The sequence below is a fragment of the Streptosporangium subroseum genome (genome assembly GCF_900188345.1).
Taxonomy (GTDB): Bacteria; Actinomycetota; Actinomycetes; order Streptosporangiales; family Streptosporangiaceae; genus Streptosporangium; species Streptosporangium subroseum.
Map to the genome: position 1 here is coordinate 47,950 of NZ_FZOD01000021.1, position 18,796 is coordinate 66,745.

The 18,796-nt window shown below is 69.2% G+C and carries 21 protein-coding genes; 14 read left to right on the plus strand and 7 right to left on the minus strand.

Annotated features, from left to right (window positions below):
- Window positions 1-112 precede the first annotated feature (112 nt).
- Window positions 113-313, minus strand: coding sequence for an MbtH family protein (locus CHC08_RS21745; RefSeq protein ID WP_089209175.1), 201 nt, complete (start codon window positions 311-313; stop codon window positions 113-115).
- Between the two features lie 226 nt (window positions 314-539).
- On the opposite strand from CHC08_RS21745, the gene CHC08_RS21750 reads away from it, so the two are divergent.
- On the plus strand, window positions 540-1,058 hold the full coding sequence (locus CHC08_RS21750; protein ID WP_089209176.1) for a YbhB/YbcL family Raf kinase inhibitor-like protein: 519 nt from the start codon (window positions 540-542) through the stop codon (window positions 1,056-1,058).
- Window positions 1,059-1,185: 127 nt separating this feature from the next.
- On the opposite strand, the gene CHC08_RS21755 is transcribed toward CHC08_RS21750, so the two are convergent.
- Both CHC08_RS21755 and CHC08_RS21760 read right to left on the minus strand, forming a co-directional pair.
- Window positions 1,186-1,701, minus strand: a complete 516-nt coding sequence (locus CHC08_RS21755) for an anthrone oxygenase family protein (RefSeq protein ID WP_089209261.1) — start codon at window positions 1,699-1,701, stop codon at window positions 1,186-1,188.
- Window positions 1,702-1,827: 126 nt separating this feature from the next.
- On the minus strand, window positions 1,828-2,670 hold the full coding sequence (locus CHC08_RS21760; RefSeq protein ID WP_218825404.1) for an NAD(P)H-binding protein: 843 nt from the start codon (window positions 2,668-2,670) through the stop codon (window positions 1,828-1,830).
- Window positions 2,671-2,751: 81 nt separating this feature from the next.
- Between CHC08_RS21760 and CHC08_RS21765 the strand changes: the two genes are divergently transcribed.
- Complete coding sequence (locus CHC08_RS21765; RefSeq protein ID WP_089209177.1) at window positions 2,752-3,693, plus strand: AraC family transcriptional regulator; 942 nt, start codon at window positions 2,752-2,754, stop codon at window positions 3,691-3,693.
- Window positions 3,694-3,786: 93 nt separating this feature from the next.
- Here the strand turns inward: CHC08_RS21765 and CHC08_RS21770 are convergent, their stop codons facing one another.
- Both CHC08_RS21770 and CHC08_RS21775 read right to left on the minus strand, forming a co-directional pair.
- Window positions 3,787-4,725 (minus strand): siderophore-interacting protein, encoded by a 939-nt coding sequence (locus CHC08_RS21770; protein WP_089209263.1) that lies wholly within the window; start codon window positions 4,723-4,725, stop codon window positions 3,787-3,789.
- A 56-nt stretch (window positions 4,726-4,781) separates the two neighbouring features.
- Window positions 4,782-5,519, minus strand: coding sequence for a CHAP domain-containing protein (locus tag CHC08_RS21775; protein WP_089209178.1), 738 nt, complete (start codon window positions 5,517-5,519; stop codon window positions 4,782-4,784).
- A 432-nt stretch (window positions 5,520-5,951) separates the two neighbouring features.
- Between CHC08_RS21775 and CHC08_RS21780 the strand changes: the two genes are divergently transcribed.
- The 6 genes from CHC08_RS21780 to CHC08_RS21805 all read left to right on the plus strand — a co-directional run bounded on the left by CHC08_RS21780 (window position 5,952) and on the right by CHC08_RS21805 (window position 9,381).
- Window positions 5,952-6,401, plus strand: coding sequence for a hypothetical protein (locus CHC08_RS21780; RefSeq protein ID WP_089209179.1), 450 nt, complete (start codon window positions 5,952-5,954; stop codon window positions 6,399-6,401).
- Between the two features lie 36 nt (window positions 6,402-6,437).
- The gene (locus tag CHC08_RS21785; protein WP_143653299.1) at window positions 6,438-6,635 is read left to right on the plus strand and encodes a hypothetical protein; all 198 of its coding nucleotides are present in this window, start codon (window positions 6,438-6,440) and stop codon (window positions 6,633-6,635) included.
- 115 nt (window positions 6,636-6,750) lie between these two features.
- On the plus strand, window positions 6,751-7,380 hold the full coding sequence (locus CHC08_RS21790) for a hypothetical protein (RefSeq protein WP_089209181.1): 630 nt from the start codon (window positions 6,751-6,753) through the stop codon (window positions 7,378-7,380).
- Window positions 7,377-7,679 carry a transcriptional regulator gene (locus CHC08_RS21795; protein WP_089209182.1) on the plus strand — a complete coding sequence of 101 codons (303 nt, stop codon included), beginning with the start codon at window positions 7,377-7,379 and terminating at the stop codon, window positions 7,677-7,679. The genes CHC08_RS21790 and CHC08_RS21795 overlap by 4 nt, the downstream gene beginning before the upstream one ends.
- A gap of 26 nt (window positions 7,680-7,705) precedes the next feature.
- Complete coding sequence (locus CHC08_RS21800) at window positions 7,706-8,608, plus strand: ABC transporter ATP-binding protein (RefSeq protein WP_089209183.1); 903 nt, start codon at window positions 7,706-7,708, stop codon at window positions 8,606-8,608.
- 32 nt (window positions 8,609-8,640) lie between these two features.
- A complete protein-coding gene (locus CHC08_RS21805; protein ID WP_089209184.1) occupies window positions 8,641-9,381 on the plus strand; it encodes an ABC transporter permease in 741 nt (246 codons plus the stop codon).
- A 237-nt stretch (window positions 9,382-9,618) separates the two neighbouring features.
- Here CHC08_RS21805 and CHC08_RS21810 read toward each other — a convergent pair whose 3' ends face one another.
- Window positions 9,619-10,137, minus strand: a complete 519-nt coding sequence (locus CHC08_RS21810; protein ID WP_089209185.1) for a winged helix-turn-helix transcriptional regulator — start codon at window positions 10,135-10,137, stop codon at window positions 9,619-9,621.
- Window positions 10,138-10,328: 191 nt separating this feature from the next.
- On the opposite strand from CHC08_RS21810, the gene CHC08_RS21815 reads away from it, so the two are divergent.
- Window positions 10,329-11,549: an MFS transporter gene (locus CHC08_RS21815; RefSeq protein WP_218825405.1), complete on the plus strand. Its 1,221-nt coding sequence runs from the start codon at window positions 10,329-10,331 to the stop codon at window positions 11,547-11,549.
- A gap of 133 nt (window positions 11,550-11,682) precedes the next feature.
- Here CHC08_RS21815 and CHC08_RS21820 read toward each other — a convergent pair whose 3' ends face one another.
- Complete coding sequence (locus tag CHC08_RS21820; RefSeq protein ID WP_143653300.1) at window positions 11,683-12,120, minus strand: hypothetical protein; 438 nt, start codon at window positions 12,118-12,120, stop codon at window positions 11,683-11,685.
- A 341-nt stretch (window positions 12,121-12,461) separates the two neighbouring features.
- Here CHC08_RS21820 and CHC08_RS21825 point away from each other — a divergent pair, with 341 nt between their 5' ends.
- From CHC08_RS21825 to CHC08_RS21845, 5 genes are all read left to right on the plus strand, one after another.
- Window positions 12,462-13,145 (plus strand): response regulator transcription factor, encoded by a 684-nt coding sequence (locus CHC08_RS21825; protein WP_089209187.1) that lies wholly within the window; start codon window positions 12,462-12,464, stop codon window positions 13,143-13,145.
- Window positions 13,142-14,416, plus strand: a complete 1,275-nt coding sequence (locus CHC08_RS21830) for a sensor histidine kinase (protein ID WP_089209188.1) — start codon at window positions 13,142-13,144, stop codon at window positions 14,414-14,416. The genes CHC08_RS21825 and CHC08_RS21830 overlap by 4 nt, the downstream gene beginning before the upstream one ends.
- A gap of 57 nt (window positions 14,417-14,473) precedes the next feature.
- Window positions 14,474-14,896 (plus strand): PepSY domain-containing protein, encoded by a 423-nt coding sequence (locus CHC08_RS21835; protein ID WP_089209189.1) that lies wholly within the window; start codon window positions 14,474-14,476, stop codon window positions 14,894-14,896.
- A gap of 351 nt (window positions 14,897-15,247) precedes the next feature.
- Entirely contained in the window at window positions 15,248-16,093 is an 846-nt protein-coding gene (locus CHC08_RS21840; RefSeq protein ID WP_218825406.1) for a hypothetical protein, read from the plus strand.
- Between the two features lie 131 nt (window positions 16,094-16,224).
- Window positions 16,225-18,525: a phosphoketolase family protein gene (locus CHC08_RS21845; RefSeq protein WP_089209191.1), complete on the plus strand. Its 2,301-nt coding sequence runs from the start codon at window positions 16,225-16,227 to the stop codon at window positions 18,523-18,525.
- Window positions 18,526-18,796 lie beyond the last annotated feature (271 nt).

Sequence of the window (18,796 nt, forward strand, 5' to 3'; positions counted from 1 at the left end):
GACATGAAAAAAGAGCTGATGACATGGATGCCGTTCGATCATGTGGAAGGACGGCATGGAGTAAACGCCGCTTACCTCAGGTGCGACCCGAAAATGCGGAGCCGCGAACCGTTCAGGAGGGTGAGAGGCTGCGGGGGCGCATGTCGGTCCAGTTGGCATCGATGAAGTTCAGGCAGCCCTGCCGGGTGTCTTCCTCATGCACGACATCCCAGCCGCGTGGAACCCCGATGGACACGGGCCAGAGAGAATGCTGGCCTTCGGTGTTCGCCAGAACGAGGTAATTGCCGGGTTCGTCCCCGAATAAGCTGTTCATAGATACTCCGCGCTGTTGGATGCGGGTTTGGATCATTTACTCAACCGGAACGCAGGGTTACTGCGTGGTACCGGAAGATGACAAAATGCAACCCCGTCGGTGTTAATGACCCAAATGGGGAGTATGCCGTTAAGAACCAGGCCACTGTCAACCCTTGATAATTCGCGAAAAAGCAACCATGATCTACCGGCGTTGGGCACTTGCCGACAAAAAGCACGGGGGAATGATGGCCGAGCGCGCACCGCTGCCCTATGACTACCTGCGACGGGTTCCGGCATTCACGGTCGTCAGCGACGATCTCGTGGAGGGGGGCGTGCTGCCTGACGCGCACGTCTACGAGTTAGGTAATCTCTCCCCGCACCTGCGCTGGTCGGGTGCGCCTGAGGAGACGAGAGGCTACGCGGTCACCTGCTTCGACCCGGACGCCCCTACCGGTAGCGGCTGGTGGCACTGGCTGCTGGTCGACATCCCCGCCGACGTGACCGAACTGCCACGCGGTGCCGGGAGCGGTGAGATGGAAGGGCTGCCCAAGGGGGCCGTCCACGGCCGCAACGACTACGGCACGCTCGATTTCGGTGGGGCCGCCCCACCCCCCGGCGCGCCGCACCGCTACGTTTTCGCGGTCCACGCCCTCGCCGTCGAGAGCATCGAGGTCACCCCTGACCAGACGGCCGCCGTCTTCGGCGGAACGGTCAACCATCACACCCTGGCCCGCGCCGTGCTGACGGTGGAGTACGGCATCTGACCTGTCTTCTCGGCTCCCGAAGACGGGTCTGGCCCGCCCTCGGGAGCCGGTTTCGCAGACGTGGGCCGCTCCTCGTGCGCCGCCCGCCCCCGATCATGAGGGCGGCGCACGAGGAGCGGCCGGCAGGTCACGGCCCGCCCGGCGTCGCGAGGCGTCCGTACAGCACGAGGGCCCAGGTGAGGCAGACGAACGCGGCCGTGCACGTCACCGCGCGGATGAGGTTCCAGCGGACCCACGTCGCCTCGAACTGCTCGCGCACCGCCGCGAGATCGGTGATGTGGCGAGGATCTCCGGCGGCGTCGAGCATGTTGTTGAGCGGCACGTTGACGGCGGCGGTGATGACGAGCTGCGCCCCGTACAGGACGACCGCGGCCAGGATCCAGGGCAGTACGGATCGCCGGTCCTCGGAGAGGTGGAGCACCGCGGCCAGGATGGTCAGCACCAGCGCGCCGAGGAAACACACGAAGAACCAGCCGTTGAGGATCGCCATGTTGATCCGCTGCATCGCCTCGACGAAGGTCCGGTCGCTTGCCCGGCCCAGCCCGATCATGACGGAACTGGCGTAGGCGTAGAAGAGGCCCGCCATGAGCCCCACGGTCACCGTGGCCGCGACCAGTACTACACCTCGGAATAACCCCAACATCTCATCCTCCATGACATGAATTGAATTTCCAGCACGAAATCGGATGCGCTTCCCGCGGAGACTCCGGCCCCCCGGGCAGTCGCGAGGAAGGGCGGCGTCCGGCTCGTGCGCGCGACCGCGGTCGCCCTACCGGCCGCCCCAGACGCCGGTGGCGGCGGTGGCCCGCGCGTAGTCGGCGAAGTCCCGGGGCTCCCTGCCCAGGGCGCGCCGGACGCCGTCCGTCAGGTGGGCGTTGCGACCGTCCAGAACCCCGGTGAACAGGTCGAGCAGCGAGGTCGCGTACTCGGCCGGTACGCCGTGCTCCGTCAGCTCGGCCGCGTACTGCTCGGGGGAGACCGGCACGTAGCGGATCTCCCGGCCGGACGCCGCGGCGATCTCCGCGGCCGCGTCCGCGAAGGTCAGCAGCCGGGGGCCGGTCAGCTCGTAGAGCTGCCCCGAATGTCCGTCCTCCGTCAGCGCCGCGAACGCGACGTCCGCGATGTCCTCGACGTCGACGAACGGCTCCGCCACGTCCCCGGCCGGGAACGCGATCACGCCGGCCAGCACCGGCTCCAGCAGGTAGTCCTCGCTGAAGTTCTGGCAGAACCAGCTCGACCGCAGGATCGTCCAGTCGGCGCCGGAGTCGCGCACCGTCTGCTCGCTGATTCCGGCCTCCTCCTCGCCCCTGCCGGACAGGAGCACCAGTTGCCGCACACCGCTCTCGACCGCCAGCGCGGTGAACGAGCGGACCGCGGCGACGGCTCCGGGGAACGCCAGGTCCGGCTGGTAGGCCAGGTATACCGCGTCGACGCCCTTCAGTGCGAGTGCCCAGGTGGCCTGATCCTCCCAGTCGAACGGCGGCTCGCTCGAGCGGGAACCGATCCGCGGCCGCAGGCCGGCCGCCGTGAGCCGCTCCGCCACCCTGCGGCCGGTCTTACCCGTGCCGCCGAGGACCAGGGTCGTCTTCTGCCTGTGCGCGTTGTTTTCCATGCCATCAGTAAAGTGCCGCGCGGTGAGACGGAACATGGTTGAGAGGCTCAGTTCCATGTTCCTGCGTCTAAAATGAGGCGCATGGACGCATTCACCGGTCTTCTGGACGGACCTCGGGCCAGAGGAGCGTTCCTCCTCCGCTCGATCATGGACCCGCCCTGGTCCCTGCGCATCCAGGACCAGGCGCCGCTCACCCTTGTGGCCGTCGTGCGAGGCGAGGCATGGGTGGTCCCCGACGGGGGCGAGCCCGTGCTGCTGCGCCCCGGCGACGTCGCGATCGTGCGCGGCCCCGAGCCGTACACCGTCGCCGACGACCCGGCGACGCCGCCCCAGATCGTGATCCACCCCGGGCAGCGCTGCGCCACCCCGCAGGGGGAGGACCTGGAGCAGGCGATGGATCTGGGCGTCCGTACCTGGGGCGAGAGCCCCGACGGCTCGACGATGATGCTCACCGGCACCTACCAGATGCGCGGGGAGATCAGCCAGCGGCTGCTCGATGCGCTGCCCCCGCTGCTGGTCCTGGCGGAGGACGCCTGGGACTGCCCCCTCGTCCCGCTGCTCGCCGCCGAGATCGTCAAGGACGAGCCCGGCCAGGAGGCGGTTCTCGACCGGCTGCTGGACCTGCTGCTCATCGCCGTCCTGCGGGCCTGGTTCTCCCTCCAGGCGGCCGAGGCCCCCGCGTGGTATCGAGCTCACGGTGACCCCGTGGTGGGCAAGGCCCTGCGGATGCTGCTCAACAACCCGGCCCACCCCTGGACCGTGGCCACGCTGGCCGAGGGGGTCGGCGTGTCCCGCGCCGCTCTGGCCCGCCGCTTCGCCGAACTGGTCGGTGAGCCGCCGATGGCGTTCCTCACGGGCTGGCGGCTGGCCATGGCCGCCGATCTGCTGCGCGAGGGGGACGTCACCGTCGGCGCGGTGGCCAGACAGGTCGGCTACGGCAGCTCCTTCGCCCTCAGCACCGCCTTCAAGCGCGTGCGTGGCATCAGCCCGCAGGAGCACCGCGTGGGGGCGTCCGCGGGGTGATCCACAGCCGGGCGCGGTCACCGCGAAGGCGGTCAGGCGCTCGTCGAGGAGGCGATCGGGCGCCGCCGGCCCGGTCGCCGTTCCGTCAGGGGCTCAGCCGATCTCCGGACGTCCCAGCCGCCAGTAGCCCATGAAGGCGACCGACGACCGGTCGATCCCCGCCTCCTGGACGAGGTGGCGGCGGAGCAGTTTGACCATGCCGGCCTCGCCCGCCAGCCAGGCGTAGAGGCCGTCGCCGTCGGGGACCTCCGGGACGTCCCAGAGGGTCTCCACCTCGATGTCGACGTCCTCCAATGTGACCGCGCCCGTTCTCGCCGCCGTGGCGGGCCCGGTGAGCCCGGCGAGGACGCCCCGGACGGCGGGGATGAGCAGGTCGCCGTGGCGGGCTCCGTCGCGGGACAGCCAGACGACCTCCACCCCCGGCCGGACGTCGAGGGGGAGCACGTCGCCGGGGCCGGGGACCTCGAGCAGGACCGTGGCCCGCACCTCGCCGGAGAGCGCCTCGGCGATGGTGGTGACGGCGGGGACGGCCGTCTCGTCGCCGACCAGCAGCAGGTGCGCCGCCCCGGCGGGCGGAGCCCACTCCTGGCCGCCGGTGGGGCCGGGGTGGGCGGCGTTGGGACCGATCACCACGACCCGGTGGCCGGGGGCGGCGCGGATCGCCCACCGGGAGGCGGGACCGGTCTCGCCGTGGAGCACGAAGTCGACGTCGAGCTCGCACCGCTCCGGCCGTACGGCGCGCACGGTGTAGGTGCGGATCGGGTTCTGCAGGTCCGCGGGGAGCGCACGCCAGCGCCGGTACCAGTCGTCGCCGCCGCCGACGGGGGTGAAGCCGCCGCCGGGCAGCGGGAAGACCACCTTGATCCTCTGGTCGAAGCCCTCGTCGGCGAAGTCGGACAGCTCCTCGCCACCGAAGGTGACCCGGACGAAACTCGGGCTGAGCCGTCGCGTGCGCAGGACCTCCACGGAGAAGGGGCGGTAGGCGGGAACCTCCGTCGCACGCTCTAGGGTCTGATCGCTGCCGGCTGTCATCGCGTCGCCTTCGCTCGGGAACATCGTCGCGAGCAACTTAGCTTTGCCTAACCTTATTAATCAAGCCCGTACGGTTCACGCCGCCCGCGCTTCCTGCGGTGGCGCCCCGTCGAGGTGTGGGGACGCTGGGGGCGCAGCCTGGACAGGATGAACGTCATGCCGAGGATGAAGGTCAGCAGCGCCGCGACGGGGGCCACCTCCAGGGAGAGCGGGGATGTCCCGGAGTAGTCGGTCAGGATCATGGAACCGGGTACGAGCGCGGGGCGGACCTCGATCCGCCCCGCCGCCTGCAGGGTGGACACGTCCTTCCCCGTCGTGACGCCGGTCAGGTTCTCCTTGACCTTGCGCGGCAGCCCGTAGCCGACGACCTTGCTCTCGTCGCGTTCCTTGCGCTTGAGCCAGACCCCGTCGACGTTTCCCTCGATGGTGTGGATCGTTCCACCGTCCACCCGCTCCACGATGCCCACGTGGTCGATGCCCGTGATGTCCTTGCCGCCCGACCAGTCGAAGAAGATCAGGGCCCCGGCCTCGGGCGTCTGTGACCAGGCGCCCTGCGTCTCGAACCAGCGGGCGTGGGAGGGCGTCCAGGCGAACTGGCCGACGAATTCCTCGACGCCCGCCTGCTCCGCGGCCCAGGCGATGAACATGTCGCACCAGGGGGCCGTCTTGTACTGGGCGTCCTGGTCGACCGTGAGCGAGTACCACTCGCCGAACTTGCTGTGCAGGCCGGGCCCCTCCCGGTATCCGAGCTCCGGCTCCATGATTCTGAGCAGGTCGTCACCGATCGGATCCATGGCCGTCAGCCACCCCGTCCACTCTCCTACGCCCCTCCCCGAAGGGTGGTCACCGCCCGACAAGGCTGGACTGTATTAGGAGAAAAATGGAAAAGTAGGGCTATTAGCGCAAATGGCCCAGCAAAAAGGCCGTTGAATACCGGATTTGATGGAGGGAATGAAGTTGGGCCTTTCATCATCTATCATCATCCGCCTGCCGAGATCATCCGCCGACGGAGATCGCACGGGCGACTCCGGCATCCGCGTGACGGCCTCGAAGGATCTTCGATGGTGACCGCCGCCACCCGATCGGCTCGCCCGGTGCCCCGGACCGGCGGTCCGCCGCGTGCCCCCCGGCTCCTGGAGCCGGGGAACGGGCACCGCCCGGTCGAATAACATGTGATCGCACCTGTGCGGCATGTGCGACAGGGCACGAAGGCGGATTGGGTTTCTATGTTCGACGACAAGACGCAGGAGACCCTCCGGCGTCTCCTGGACCTCGCCGAGCATCCCGCGACCCCGCAGACGGAGCGGACCCTGGCCATCGCGCGGATCCGGGCACTCATCATGGTTCCGGACGGCGACGCCCGCCGGGCGCCGGTCACCCCGGCCATGGAGGCCGACCTTCTCAGGAAGATCAGGCCGCTGGCCCGGCGGGTCGACGAGGAGCTGGTGAACGAGGTGCACGGAGACCTCTACACCTTCAGCACCCGCTACCGGGTGATCGGCGAGCTCGCCGACGAGATGGCCGTCCTGCTCGAACACTGGAGCGCGGTCGTCCCGCAGAAGCGGCACCGGTACGAGGAGACGGTCAAGGTCGCCGCCGCGAAACTCGCCTACCTCCTGGAGCGGCGCGACCTGTTCCGCAAGCCGAAATGGGGCAACCGCCCCCGGACGAAATAGGCCGCACCGTACAGGGGCCAGTTGCTGGTGCACGGCATGGGTTTCTCGCCGGACCACCGGACGCTGTCGGTCGTCTCCATCAAGACGAACCTGGCCGGGGCGCAGGTCGCGCAGGCGATCGGCCCGTTGCGGGAGGTGCTGACCCCCGCGGGCACGAATCGGGATCGGCGGCGGTTCCTGCTGCTCACCCCGGCCGGCAGGGAGACGCCGGTCCTCACCCAGGGCACCCCCTGACGGCTCACTGCGGACATTTCGCGGAAAACCGGCAACCTCCCTTGAGTTTGAGCCACAGCGTGGTTTACGCTTCAAACCAGAAGTTTGAAGCGCAAACTAGTTTGAGGGTGGGCTCATGGACCGGCTTGAGGACGACGAGAGGCCTCTGAGCCCGGAGGAGACGCTCCGGCTGATCGAGGAGCAGCAGGCCAGGACGAGCATGCGACTCGGCGGCGACCCACTGATGATCTACACCTCGTGGGGAGTCGCCTGGCTGGCCGGGTTCGGCGCCCTGTTCGTGCACTACGCCTACGGTTCCATCACCCAGAACATGGCGCTGGCGGTGCTGTTCCCCCTCATGATCCTGGCCATGGCGATCAGCTCCTTCGCGCAGCGGAAGGGGGCGGCCGGCCAGGTGCGGGGCGAGTCCTCGGTGCGGGGCACGATGTACGGCTTCGCCTGGGCGTTCGGCTTCGCCTGCATGGGCGCGCTCGGCACCCGGCTCAGCCCTCTGCTGCCGCCGGACGAGAGCGGCCTGCTCTGGGGAGTGATGTCCATGACGATCGTGGCCGTCCTCTACATGGCCGGGGGCGCGATCTGGCGGGTGCCGATGATGTTCTTCCTCGGCGCGGGAGTCGCGGTGCTCAACGTGATCGGCGCGGTGGGAGGCCCCGGCCTGCACGCCCTGCTCATGTCCGTCGGCGCGGGCGGCGGGTTCGCCGTCGTCGGCGTGGTGCAGTGGTGGCGGCAGCGGGACAGGGCATGACCGCGCCGCGCGACCTCGACCCGGTCATCCACGCGCAGGCCCGCCTGCGGGTGATGACCACGCTCAACGCTCTGGGCGAGGAGAACCAGATCACCTTCCCGGGGCTGAAGGACCTGCTCGGAATGACCGCGGGAAACCTGTCGGTGCACCTCACCAAGCTTGAGGAGGCCGGCTACGTGGAAATCGTCAAGACCCACCGGGTGCGCACCCCGGTGACCTACGTCGCCCTGACCCGTCAGGGGCGCCGTGCCTTCGAGGACTACACCGCCGCCATCCGCGAACTACTCGACCTGACGTAGAAGAAAACGTAGAAGAGGACCCCCCCATGGCAGAGATCCTGGCTCGCACCATCGAGGTCACCCGGAAATACAGCGCGGTGACGGCGCTGGACCGGGTCTCCATCGACATCCACGCCGGAGAGCTGGTCGGACTGCTCGGGCCGAACGGCGCGGGCAAGTCCACCCTGGTCAACCTGTTCGCCGGGCTGCGGCGGCCGACGTCGGGCACCGTCGAGTTGCTCGGCGGCTCACCCCTGGACCCGGTCCGGCGCCGCGGCATCGGAGTCACCCCGCAGGAGACCGGCCTGCCACCGACGCTCCGGGTCGGCGAGTGCGTCGACTTCGTGGCGGCGCACTTTCCCGCCGCCGTCGACCGGGGAGCGCTGCTGGAACGGTTCGGCCTCGACGACCTCGTACGGCGGCAGATCGGCGGGCTGTCCGGCGGGCAGAAGCGACGCCTGGCGGTGGCGCTGGCCTTCGTCGGCGACCCCCGGCTGGTCTTCCTCGACGAGCCCACCACCGGTCTCGACGTCGGGGCCCGCCGCGCGCTCTGGGACGGGATCCGGCAGTTCCACGCCGAGGGTGGGACCGTGGTCATCACCAGCCACTATCTGGAGGAGATCGAGGCGCTGGCCGAGCGGGTCGTGGTGATCGGCGAAGGCCGGGTGCTCACCGACGGCACCATGGATGAGATCCGTGGTCTGGTCGGCATCCGCCGCGTCACCCTGACCAGCGCAGAGCTTCCCGATCTGCCCGGCGTCCTCGGCGTCGAGCACGACGGCTCCCGTACGCACCTGCTCACCGTCGACGCCGACGCCCTGGTCCGCGAGCTGGTCTTGGCCGATGTTCCCTTCTCCGACCTGGAGATCCGGCCCACCTCCCTCGAAGAGGCCTTCCTCACCATCACCGCACGCGAAACCATCACCGCCCGCGAATCCCAGACGGCCTGACCCACCGGCCCGTCCATCAATAGGAGCCTGCGATGTCCCTTGTTCTCACCCATGCCCGATATCAGTTCCTGGAGACGGTCCGCGTTCCGATCGCGGTGATCGGGAGCTCGATCTTCCCCGCGATGTCGATGCTGTTCTTCGTGGTGCCGTTCACCGGAAACGACCCGGTCGCGGCGACCTACGCCACCGGAGCGATGCTGGTCTTCGCGGTCATGTCGGCCTGCCTGTTCACCTACGGCATCGGGGTGGCGGAGGACCGGGCCCAGCCGTGGGACCCCTACCTGCGCACGCTGCCGGCCGGTCCGCTGGCCAGATTCGCCGGGCGGATCCTCAGCGTCATAGCGATCATGGCGATCGCGATCGTTCCCGTGCTGCTCATCGCGGCCTTCCTCACCGAGGCGATGGTGACCCCGGCACAACTGCTGCTCGGCCTGGCCGCCGTGCTGCTGGGATCGATCCCGTTCACCCTGATCGGCCTGTTCATCGGTTACGCGCTGCCGTCCAAGGCCGCGGTCGTCGTCGCCCAGGTGGTGTTCTTCCCGATGGCCGTGGGCGCCGGGCTGCTCACCGGCCCTCCGGCGGGCGCCCCGGAGTTCATCCAGATCATCGCCCCCTACCTGCCGGCCCGGGGAGCGGTCGAGCTGGTCTGGGTGGCGAGTACGGATTTCGCCCCCAACGTGCTCTCCCTGGTGATGCTGGGCGTGTGGGTCGTGGTCTTCGGCGCTCTCGCCGTCTGGGCCTACCGTCGTGACGAGGGCCGCCGCTTCTCCTGAGGGATGTCCGCGAAGAGGACCGGCGGAAGAGGTCGTCGTGGCGGGAGCCCCCGCCACACGATGTCAACGCCCATATTTGATCTACATCGTAAAGGCGCCGGGCGGTTTTTCCTGCTCGGTGGTTCTTCCTCGGGAAGACTACGTCAGACCGGAGCCGCCGCCGGTGGGGCGACGGCGAAAATCAGTCACGCGAGGGCCGAAGCGGGAAAACGGGGCCGGTCGAGGGCCGTGGCGCTGTCAGCTGGCCGGAGCTGGGGTCGGAGCCGGAGCCGGGGTCGGAGCCGGGACCGAGGCCGGGCTCGGGGTCGGGACCGAGGTTGAGGTGATCGCGATGTCGCGGGTGTCGAGGCGGCGTCCGTGGGCGTCGACGAAGGCGAGGCTGACACCCTCGTTCGTTTCGCGGTCGACGATCCGCATCGCAGGGCCTGTCGGGGCGGGGTTGTAGGTGTCGCCCCACTGGATGAGCGCCGCCACCACCAGGCGCAGTCCCTCACCGCTCTCGGTGAGGTGGTAGCTGAAGCGCTCACGACGCCCGGGCTCGCGATAGGGCCGCTTCTCCAGAATCCCGGCGTCGACAAGAGTGACCAGGCGCGCGGTGAGGATGTCACTGGGCGCGCCGATGTGGTCCCGGAACTCCGAGAAACGGGTCTGGCCGCGCAACGCGTTCCGCACGATGAGAAGTGACCACTTTTCGCCGATGACGTCGAGGGCCCTCGCGACCTGACAGGTCGGAACGGTGCCGTCCGTGATGCGCATCCCCACAGGGTACGGCTTTCTCGAACTCTCAACGCACCGCCCGGTCGGTGGGCGCCGCCCCGTCGCGGGGCCGCCTCCGGGGGACTCCGGGAAAGGGGCCCACCGGCTGGGCGAACGCACCTCGTCGATGATCCGCGACCACAAATTTTTTAAGTTGGATAATCCAATCTAGAGCCGTATGGTTGGCTCTCGTGACAAGAACCTTCCGCCTCGGTCGGGGCGGCACCTTCTGGTCGGCCGCGGCAGTGCTCATGCTCTGCCTGTGGTCGAGCGGGGCGCCGAGCGTCCTCTATCCCCTGTACGCGGCGCAGTGGCATTTGCCGCAGGTCGTCATAACGTCCGTGTTCGGCGCCTACCCCCTCGCGCTGCTGGTCGTCCTGCTGTTCTTCGGCGGGCTGTCCGACGGCATCGGCCGTCGCCGCGCCATGCTGCTCGGCATCGTTTTCATCGGCCTGTCATCGGTCGTGTTCGCGCTCGCCCCGAACGTCGGGTTCCTGTTCGCCGGCCGGGTGATGCAGGGCATCGGAACCGGCGTCGCCCTCGGAGCGGCGAGTGCGGCCCTGGTGGAGAACAACACCTCGGGCAACGCCCGCTTCCCCAGCTCGCTCGCCACCATCTCGACCTCGGCCGGACTCGCCCTGGCGGTCTTTCTGTCCGGTCTTCTCGCGCAACTGGCACCGCTGCCGCTCGTGCTCAGTTTCGCCGTCCTGTTCCTGCTCAGCGCCGCCGCCTACGCGCTCACCTGGATGACGCCGGATGACGCCGGCGCCGGCCGTCCGCGCTGGAAGCCGCAGGGGCTTCACCTGCCCGGTGGAATCCTGCGCGTGTTCATCGTGTCGACGCTGTCGGTCTCGGTCGCCTACTCCTGCGGGGCGATTTTCCTCTCGCTCGGCGCCCAGATGGCACGGCAGCTGACCGGCACGACCAACCTCCTTGTCATCGGCGCGGTCCTCTCGACGTCGGCGGTCAGTATCGGCGTCACGGCCCTGTTCCTCAGTCGCGTCCACGCGCACCTGGCGGTCGTGGCCGGCGGCATCGTGTCGATGGTCGCCCTGGCGCTGATGGCCGTGGCGGCGACGACCGGCTCCCTGGCGGTGCTGCTTCTCTGGTGCGTCGTCGGAGGCATCGGCTACTCGTTCGCCTTCACCGGAGGACTGTCGCTCATCAACCGCACGGCGCCGGCGTCCCACCGGGGCGCGACCCTTTCGCTGCTGTACCTCTTCTCCTACCTGTTGCAGGCGGCGACCGCCATCGGCGCCGGTCAGCTGGCGACCAGCCTCGGCCTCGACCGCGCCATGGAACTGGTCGCCCCGCTGGTCGGGTTCCTGTGCGTCGCCGCGATCGTGCTCGCGGTGGTCGACCTCCTCGCACGACGTCGCATCGCGCGGGAAGCGGCACCGGTCCTTGCCTGATGGGAGTTATCGGGCCGGCTGATCGGGCAGACTCGGTGCCATGTAGCCGCCGATGAGTGAACACTTCCGCCGCCTGGACCGGTCATGAGTCCCGGGGCCGGATCGTGCCCTCGCCGATGGTCAGCCCTGGTCGCTAGGACGTCACCGTATGGACGGGAAGGCCGTCGCTTCCGCACCGGACCTCGACCTTGAGCTCTGACTGATCCGACTCGAACTCCACCTCGGCTTTATGCGCGGGGCCTGGTTCGACGTCGTCGACGGAGTAGCCCTGGGCGGGACTCCACGAGCGCAGACGGATCAGCCCGTCCTGGCAGAGCGCGATCACGGTGCCACCGCGGGTGCTGAACACCTTCGTGGGAGCGGACAGGTCCGCGGAGGCGGACGAGGACGGCAGGGGCGGGCGGGGGGAGGCGGCGGCCAGCTCGGCGCGGACCTCCTCCGGGGCCAGGGCATGATCGGACGCGCCGGTCAGGGACCCGCCCAGCAGGCTCAGAACGGCGATCCCGGCCACCGTCGCGACGAGCGCCGTGACCAGCCAGCCGGCCACGGCCAGCAGCAATCGCCGTCTCATCGCCATACTTTTCCCCCTCCGGCGTCACAGCTAGATTAAGACAACGTCCATCCTGCCGCCGGTATCTCCACTCACCGGACGTCTAACGTGGATGCCTCGTTCTTCGGGGCGGCAGGAAATGCTTGTTGCGTTTTCTCTTGTTGCGTGGGTCGGGCTGGGTAGGGTTGGGGTGTTCCGCGATAGCCAAGTGGGGCATGTTTTTGTTGGAGCGCGGCAGGGCATTGCCGTGTCTGCGCGGGGAGGCTTCGGGGTTGCCCGGGCCGGTGAACCGCGAACCGACAGACCTGGTTGGAAGACCGGGTGCTGGAATCCCCGATTTTCAAAGCCGGGGAAGATGTCAAATGGCGGTAATCCTTCTCATCGAGGACGACGTGACGATCCGCACCGCTCTCACGCGAGGGCTGCGGGAGCTCGGCCACGTCGTCTCCTCCTCTTCAACCGCCCTCGACGGTCTGCGCCTGGCCGTGCGCGACCGGCCGGACCTGGTCGTGCTCGACCTGGGGCTGCCCGACCTCGACGGCGCCGAACTGCTGCCCATGCTCAGGGCCGTGAGCAGGGTGCCGGTGATCGTCGCGACCGCTCGCGACGGCGATGCCGAGATGGTTCCCATCCTCAACTCGGGGGCCGACGACTACGTGGTCAAGCCGTTCAGCGCGGCACAGCTCGACGCCCGGGTCCGGGCGGTCCTGCGCCGCATGGGCGACGACCGTTCTCCCGACACGTCGGTCACGGTCGCGGGGCTGCGGCTGGATCCCCGCTCCCGTGACGCGGTCCTGGACGGTGCGCCGCTCGAGCTCACGCCTCGCGAGTTCGACCTCCTGCACTTTCTCGCGACCCGCGCGGGAGAGGTGGTGACCAAGAGGGAGCTGATGACCGAGGTCTGGCAGGTGCCCTACGGCGGAGCCGACAAAACCGTGGACGTGCACCTGTCGTGGTTGCGGCGAAAGCTCGGCGAGACCGCCCAGAACCCCCGCTACCTGCTCACCGTGCGCGGGGTCGGTGTCAAGCTGGTCGAGCCCACGTGAGGCGCTGGCTGGCGCTGGTGATGGCGGCCACCACCTCGCTGGTGCTGATCGCACTTCTCGTGCCGATGGCGTTGCTGATCGGCACCGTCGCCGAGAACGGGGCCGTCGACCGCGCGACCGACGCGGCGGAGTCGGTCGCGGCGGCGGTGAGCACCCTGACACCCGAGGAGCTGGCTCTCACGGTCGAGCAGGTCACGGTGTCGGGAGGTTATCCCCTGACGGTCTTCCTGCCCGGGGGCAGGACGCTCGGCCGGGCGGTCCCCCGGTCGGACGCGGTCCGCCTGGCGGCACTGGGGCGCAGTGTCACGGCGCGGGTGCCCGGCGGCAACGAGGTCCTCGTCTCGGTGCAGAGTTCGTCGCTGGGCGCGGTGGTGGTCCGGGTGTTCGTGAGCGAGGCCGATCTCAGCCGGGGAGTGCGGGAGGCGTGGATCGGGCTGCTGGTCCTCGGGCTGGCGCTGACCGTGCTCGGTATCGCGCTGGCGGACAGGCTGGCCAGGACCGTGACGACGTCGATCGCCGCGCTGGCCGAGGTCTCGCACCGCCTGGCGGGCGGAGAACTGGCCGCCCGGGCCTCGCCGGAGGGCCCGCCCGAGGTCCGGTCGGTGGCGCTGGCACTCAACCATCTCGCCGGGCGGATCGACGATCTGCTGGCCGCCGAGCGCGAGTCGGTCGTCGACCTCTCGCACCGCCTGCGCACACCGCTCACCGGCCTGCGGCTGAACGCCGAGGCCCTGACCGACCCCGGCGAGGCGAAGCAGATCGGAGCCCGGGTGGACGATCTGGAGCGGGCCGTGACCTCGATCATCAACACCGCCCGGCAGCGTGCACCCGTGCGGGAGTCGTGCGACGCCACCTCGGTTGTGGCCGGACGCGTACGGTTCTGGTCGGTCCTGGCCGAGGACCAGGACCGGGTGATGGGTCTCGACCTCCCCACGGAGCCTCTGCCGGTCGCCGTGGCCTCGAACGAGCTGGCCGCGTGTGTCGACGCGCTGTTCGGCAACGTCTTCGCGCACACTCCCGAGGGAGCGCCGTTCGGCGTGCGGCTCACCTCCGGCGCCGGAGGCGGCGCGAGCCTGGTCGTGACCGACGGGGGACCCGGGTTCGGGACCGAACGGCTGGGGCGGGGCAGCAGCGGCGGCGACTCCACCGGGCTGGGGCTGGACATCGCCCGCCGTACCGCGGAGTCGTCCGGCGGATCGCTGAGCGTGGGCACGGCTCCGGGCGGCGGGGCCGCCGTCGAGGTGACCTTCGGCCCGCCCGCGTCGCCTTAACCATCGCTTAGGGTTCTCGCAGCGTGGCTCTATCGCGACGGGCGACACGATCAAGGCATGAGAAACACGATGAGACTCACCGCCGCCACTGCCGGACTGCTCACCGTCGTCGCCGGCGGCGGCGCCGCCTTCGCCGCGAGCGCGACGCCCACGCCCTCTCCCGCAGGGGGGACGACCACCTCCGCACCGGTGAGCCCGGCGGCTCCGCGGACTCCCGAGCCCGGCGAGGCCGCAGCGAAGGTCAACCGGGAGGCGGCCATCAAGATCGCTCAGGACAAGGTGCCCGGCGCCCAGCCGGCCGAGGCCGAGTTCGACGGCGACGAGACCCCTGCCACCTGGGAGATCGAGCTCCGTAAGGATGCCGTCGAGCACGACTTCGAGATCGACGCCACCACCGGCGCGATCCTGGAGCAGGAGAGCGAGACCGACACCGATCAGGACGACGACGGCGACGACGCCGACGGTCAGGACGACGACTGAGCGGTTCCGATCGCCGAGAGCCGACGGCACTCCACCCGGGCGTGCCGTCGCCTCGCGGCTGATCCGCGACCTGTCCGGGGCCGCCCTGGCCGAGGAGGGCCGGGCATCGATCGCGAAGTGGCGGCGTCAGGTGGCGCCGCCACTCGCATGCTCGTGACCCGCGGACCTGATCTGTCCCCCTGGCACCCCTGGGAGCCCGCCGTCCTCTATGGTCACGTCGTCGGTGGCGGGCTCAAGCTAGATGCTTTTTGATGGAAATACAGCTAAAAATACGGTCATATCATCACTTCAGTGTTGTTTGTGCACTATAGGTATCACCAGACACGTACCCACATGGCTGAAGGATGGCTCGTGACCGCACGCATTTCGCCCGCTCTCGCCGAACAGTCCGAGGCCGAGGCCCTCCACGACTTCGAGACCGGCGCTCCGGAGCACATCCGAGCCGCCTTGGGCATGGAAGCGCTCCGGGTTGGGGGCGGGGTCGTGTTGTCGATGCGCAACGACCCCAGCCGGTTCTGGAGCAAGGTGCTGGGGCTCGGCTTCGAGGAGCCGATCACCGCGGAGCTGATCAATGAGGTCTGCGACTTCTACCGGTCGCAGGAGACGCCGGTGGCCGTCCTTCAGTTCGCGCCTTCCGTACTGCCCGAGGACTGGGCCGACATCTGCGCGGAGATGAACATCTCGGCGGGTTCGTCCTGGGTCAAACTCGTCTGTGACACGGAGGTGGCCGTCGCCCGGAGCGAGGAGCGGACGGAGCCGGAGACGGAGCTGCGGGTCGGTCCCGTGGAGGCCGGGCAGGCTTCGGAATGGGCGTCGGTCATGATGCGTGGCTTCGAGATGCCGGAGGGGGACATGGCGGAGATGGTGGCCTCGTCCGTCGGCCGGCCGGGCTGGTACCCGCACGCCGTCTGGGACGGCGACGACCTGGTCGCGACCGCCACCATGTACGTCCGCGAGGGCGCCGCCCAGTTCTTCGGCGCGGCCACCCTGCCGCACGTGCGCCGCCTCGGCAGCCAGTCGGCGCTCCTGGCCGCGCGCGCCCGGGCCGCCGGTGCCGCCGGTTGCCGCTGGCTGGTCGCGGAGACCGGCACGGAAGCCCCCGGCACCCACAACTCCTCGCTCCACAACATGCTGCGGATCGGCTTCGGCGTCCTGTACGAACGCCAGAACTGGGTCTGGGAGCCCGCCGGCCGCTGAGGCCGTACGTCTTCAGGGGAAGCCCCTTTTTGACAAACGGTTCCCTCCGCGAATGTGCTCACATCACATGACGTGACCGTGTTTTCGACGGGGTGAGGTTTGAATTCCTCAGCGGAGGAACTGTCGGGTGTATGGACGCACTCGCGCACATCGATGCCTACTGGCGGGCGGCCAACTACCTGTCGGTCGGCCAGATCTACCTGCTGGACAATCCGCTGCTGACGGAGCCGCTGCAGCCCGGGCACATCAAGCCCCGGCTGCTGGGGCACTGGGGGACCACGCCGGGGCTGAACTTCTGCTTCGCGCACCTCAACCGGATCATCGCCGACCGGGACCAGGACATGATCTACGTTGCCGGTCCCGGGCACGGTGGTCCGGCGGCTGTCGCGCACGCCTGGCTGGAAGGGTCCTATACCGAGAAATATCCGGATATCTCCCGTGACGCCGAGGGGATGCGACGGCTGTTCCGGCAGTTCTCCTTCCCCGGCGGCATCCCCAGCCACGTCGCGCCGGAGACGCCCGGCTCCATCCACGAGGGCGGCGAGCTCGGCTACTCCCTGGCCCACGCCTACGGCGCCGCCTTTGACAACCCGCATCTGGTCGTGGCCTGCGTGATCGGTGACGGCGAGGCCGAGACCGGGCCGCTCGCGGCGAGCTGGCATTCGGGCAAGTTCCGCGACCCCGGCCGTGACGGCGCGGTTCTGCCGATCCTGCACCTGAACGGCTACAAGATCGCCAATCCGACCGTCCTGGCCCGCATCCCGGAGGAAGAGCTGATCAAGCTCATGCAGGGGTACGGCTTCCGCCCCCACGTCGTGGCGGGTGACGATCCCTCGGCCGTGCACCAGATCATGGCCGAGACGCTGGACACGGTGTTCGACGAGATCGCCGAGGGCGGTCGCCCACCCATGATCATCCTGCGTACGCCGAAGGGCTGGACGGGACCGAAGGAGGTGGACGGCCTGCCGGTGGAGGGCACCTGGCGGGCCCATCAGGTACCGCTCGCCGCGGTCCGCGACAACGCCGATCACCGGGCGATGCTGGAGCGGTGGATGCGCTCCTACCGGCCCGAGGAGCTCTTCGACGCCGAGGGGCGGCCCATCGCCGAGATCCTCCGGACAGTGCCCGAAGGACCGCGCCGGATGAGCGCCAGCCCGCACGCCAACGGCGGCGAGCTGCTGCGCCCGCTGACCCTGCCCGACTTCCGCGAGCACGCCGTCGAGGTCAAGGCTCCCGCCTCCACCTTCAGCGAGCCGACCCGGGTGCTCGGCCGTTTCCTGCGCGACGTCATCACCGCGAACCCGGACAACTTCCGGCTGATGGGTCCCGACGAGACCACCTCCAACCGGCTGCAGGCGGTCTTCGAGGTCACCGGCCGGGCGTGGAACGCCGAGACGCTGCCCACCGACGAGCATCTGGCTCCGGACGGGCGGGTGATGGAGGTGCTGAGCGAGCACCTGTGCCAGGGCTGGCTGGAGGGCTACCTGCTCACCGGACGTCACGGGCTGTTCAACTGCTACGAGGCCTTCATCCACATCGTGGACGCGATGTTCAACCAGCACGCCAAATGGCTGGAGTCCTCGAAGAGGATTCCCTGGCGGCGGCCGGTGGCCTCGCTCAACTACCTGCTCTCCTCCCACGTGTGGCGCCAGGACCACAACGGTTTCAGCCACCAGGATCCCGGCTTCCTGGACGTGGTGATGAACAAGAAGGCGTCCGTGGTGCGGGTCTACCTGCCGCCGGACGCCAACACGCTGCTCTCGACAGCGGACCACTGCCTGCGCTCGCGCGACTACGTCAACGTGATCGTGGCCGGCAAGCAACCGGTGCTCGACCTGTTCACCATGGACGAGGCCGTCGCGCACTGCACCCGGGGCCTCGGCATCCTGGAGTGGGCGTCCACCGACGTCGGCTCGGACCCGGACGTGGTGCTGGCCTGCGCGGGTGACGTGCCCACCCTGGAGACCCTGGCCGCGGCGGCCATCCTCCGCGAGCACCTGCCCGAGCTGAAGGTCCGGGTGGTCAACGTGGTCGACCTGATGCGGCTGCAGCAGCCCTCCGAACACCCGCACGGCCTGGCCGACGCCGAGTTCGACGCCCTTTTCACCGCCGACCGACCGGTCATCTTCGACTTCCACGGCTATCCCTGGCTGATCCACCGGCTGGTCTACCGCCGCGCCGGTCACCACAACTTCCACGTGCGCGGCTACAAGGAGGAGGGCACCACGACCACGCCCTTCGACATGGCCATGCTCAACGACATCGACCGCTTCCACCTGGTGATGGACGTCATCGACCGGGTCCCCGGGCCGAGCGCCGGGGCCGCCCACCTGCGCCGGCACATGGTCGACGAACGCCTTCGCGCCCGCGCCCACACCCGCGAGTACGGAGAGGACCCGGCCGAGATCCGCGACTGGGCCTGGCCGTACTGAGATCCCCGGCCGAGCCCGGCCGTACCGAAAGGGAGTGGGAAAGATGTTCACCGGATTCGAGACGGAGCGCGTGGGCACGGGCGAAACCGAGCCGTTCGTACGGCCACCCTCGCACTCGAAATGACCAGAAACCGGGTCGCGAAAGGGGCTCCGGCCGGGCTCGTCGCGGAGCCGTTCGGCTTCCCCGGCGAGGTCATGCCCGGGCCGAAACGATCTCATTCGGGGCCGCCCGTTTGACCTTCGTGGAAGGGGTAAGGGAGACGTTGATGCA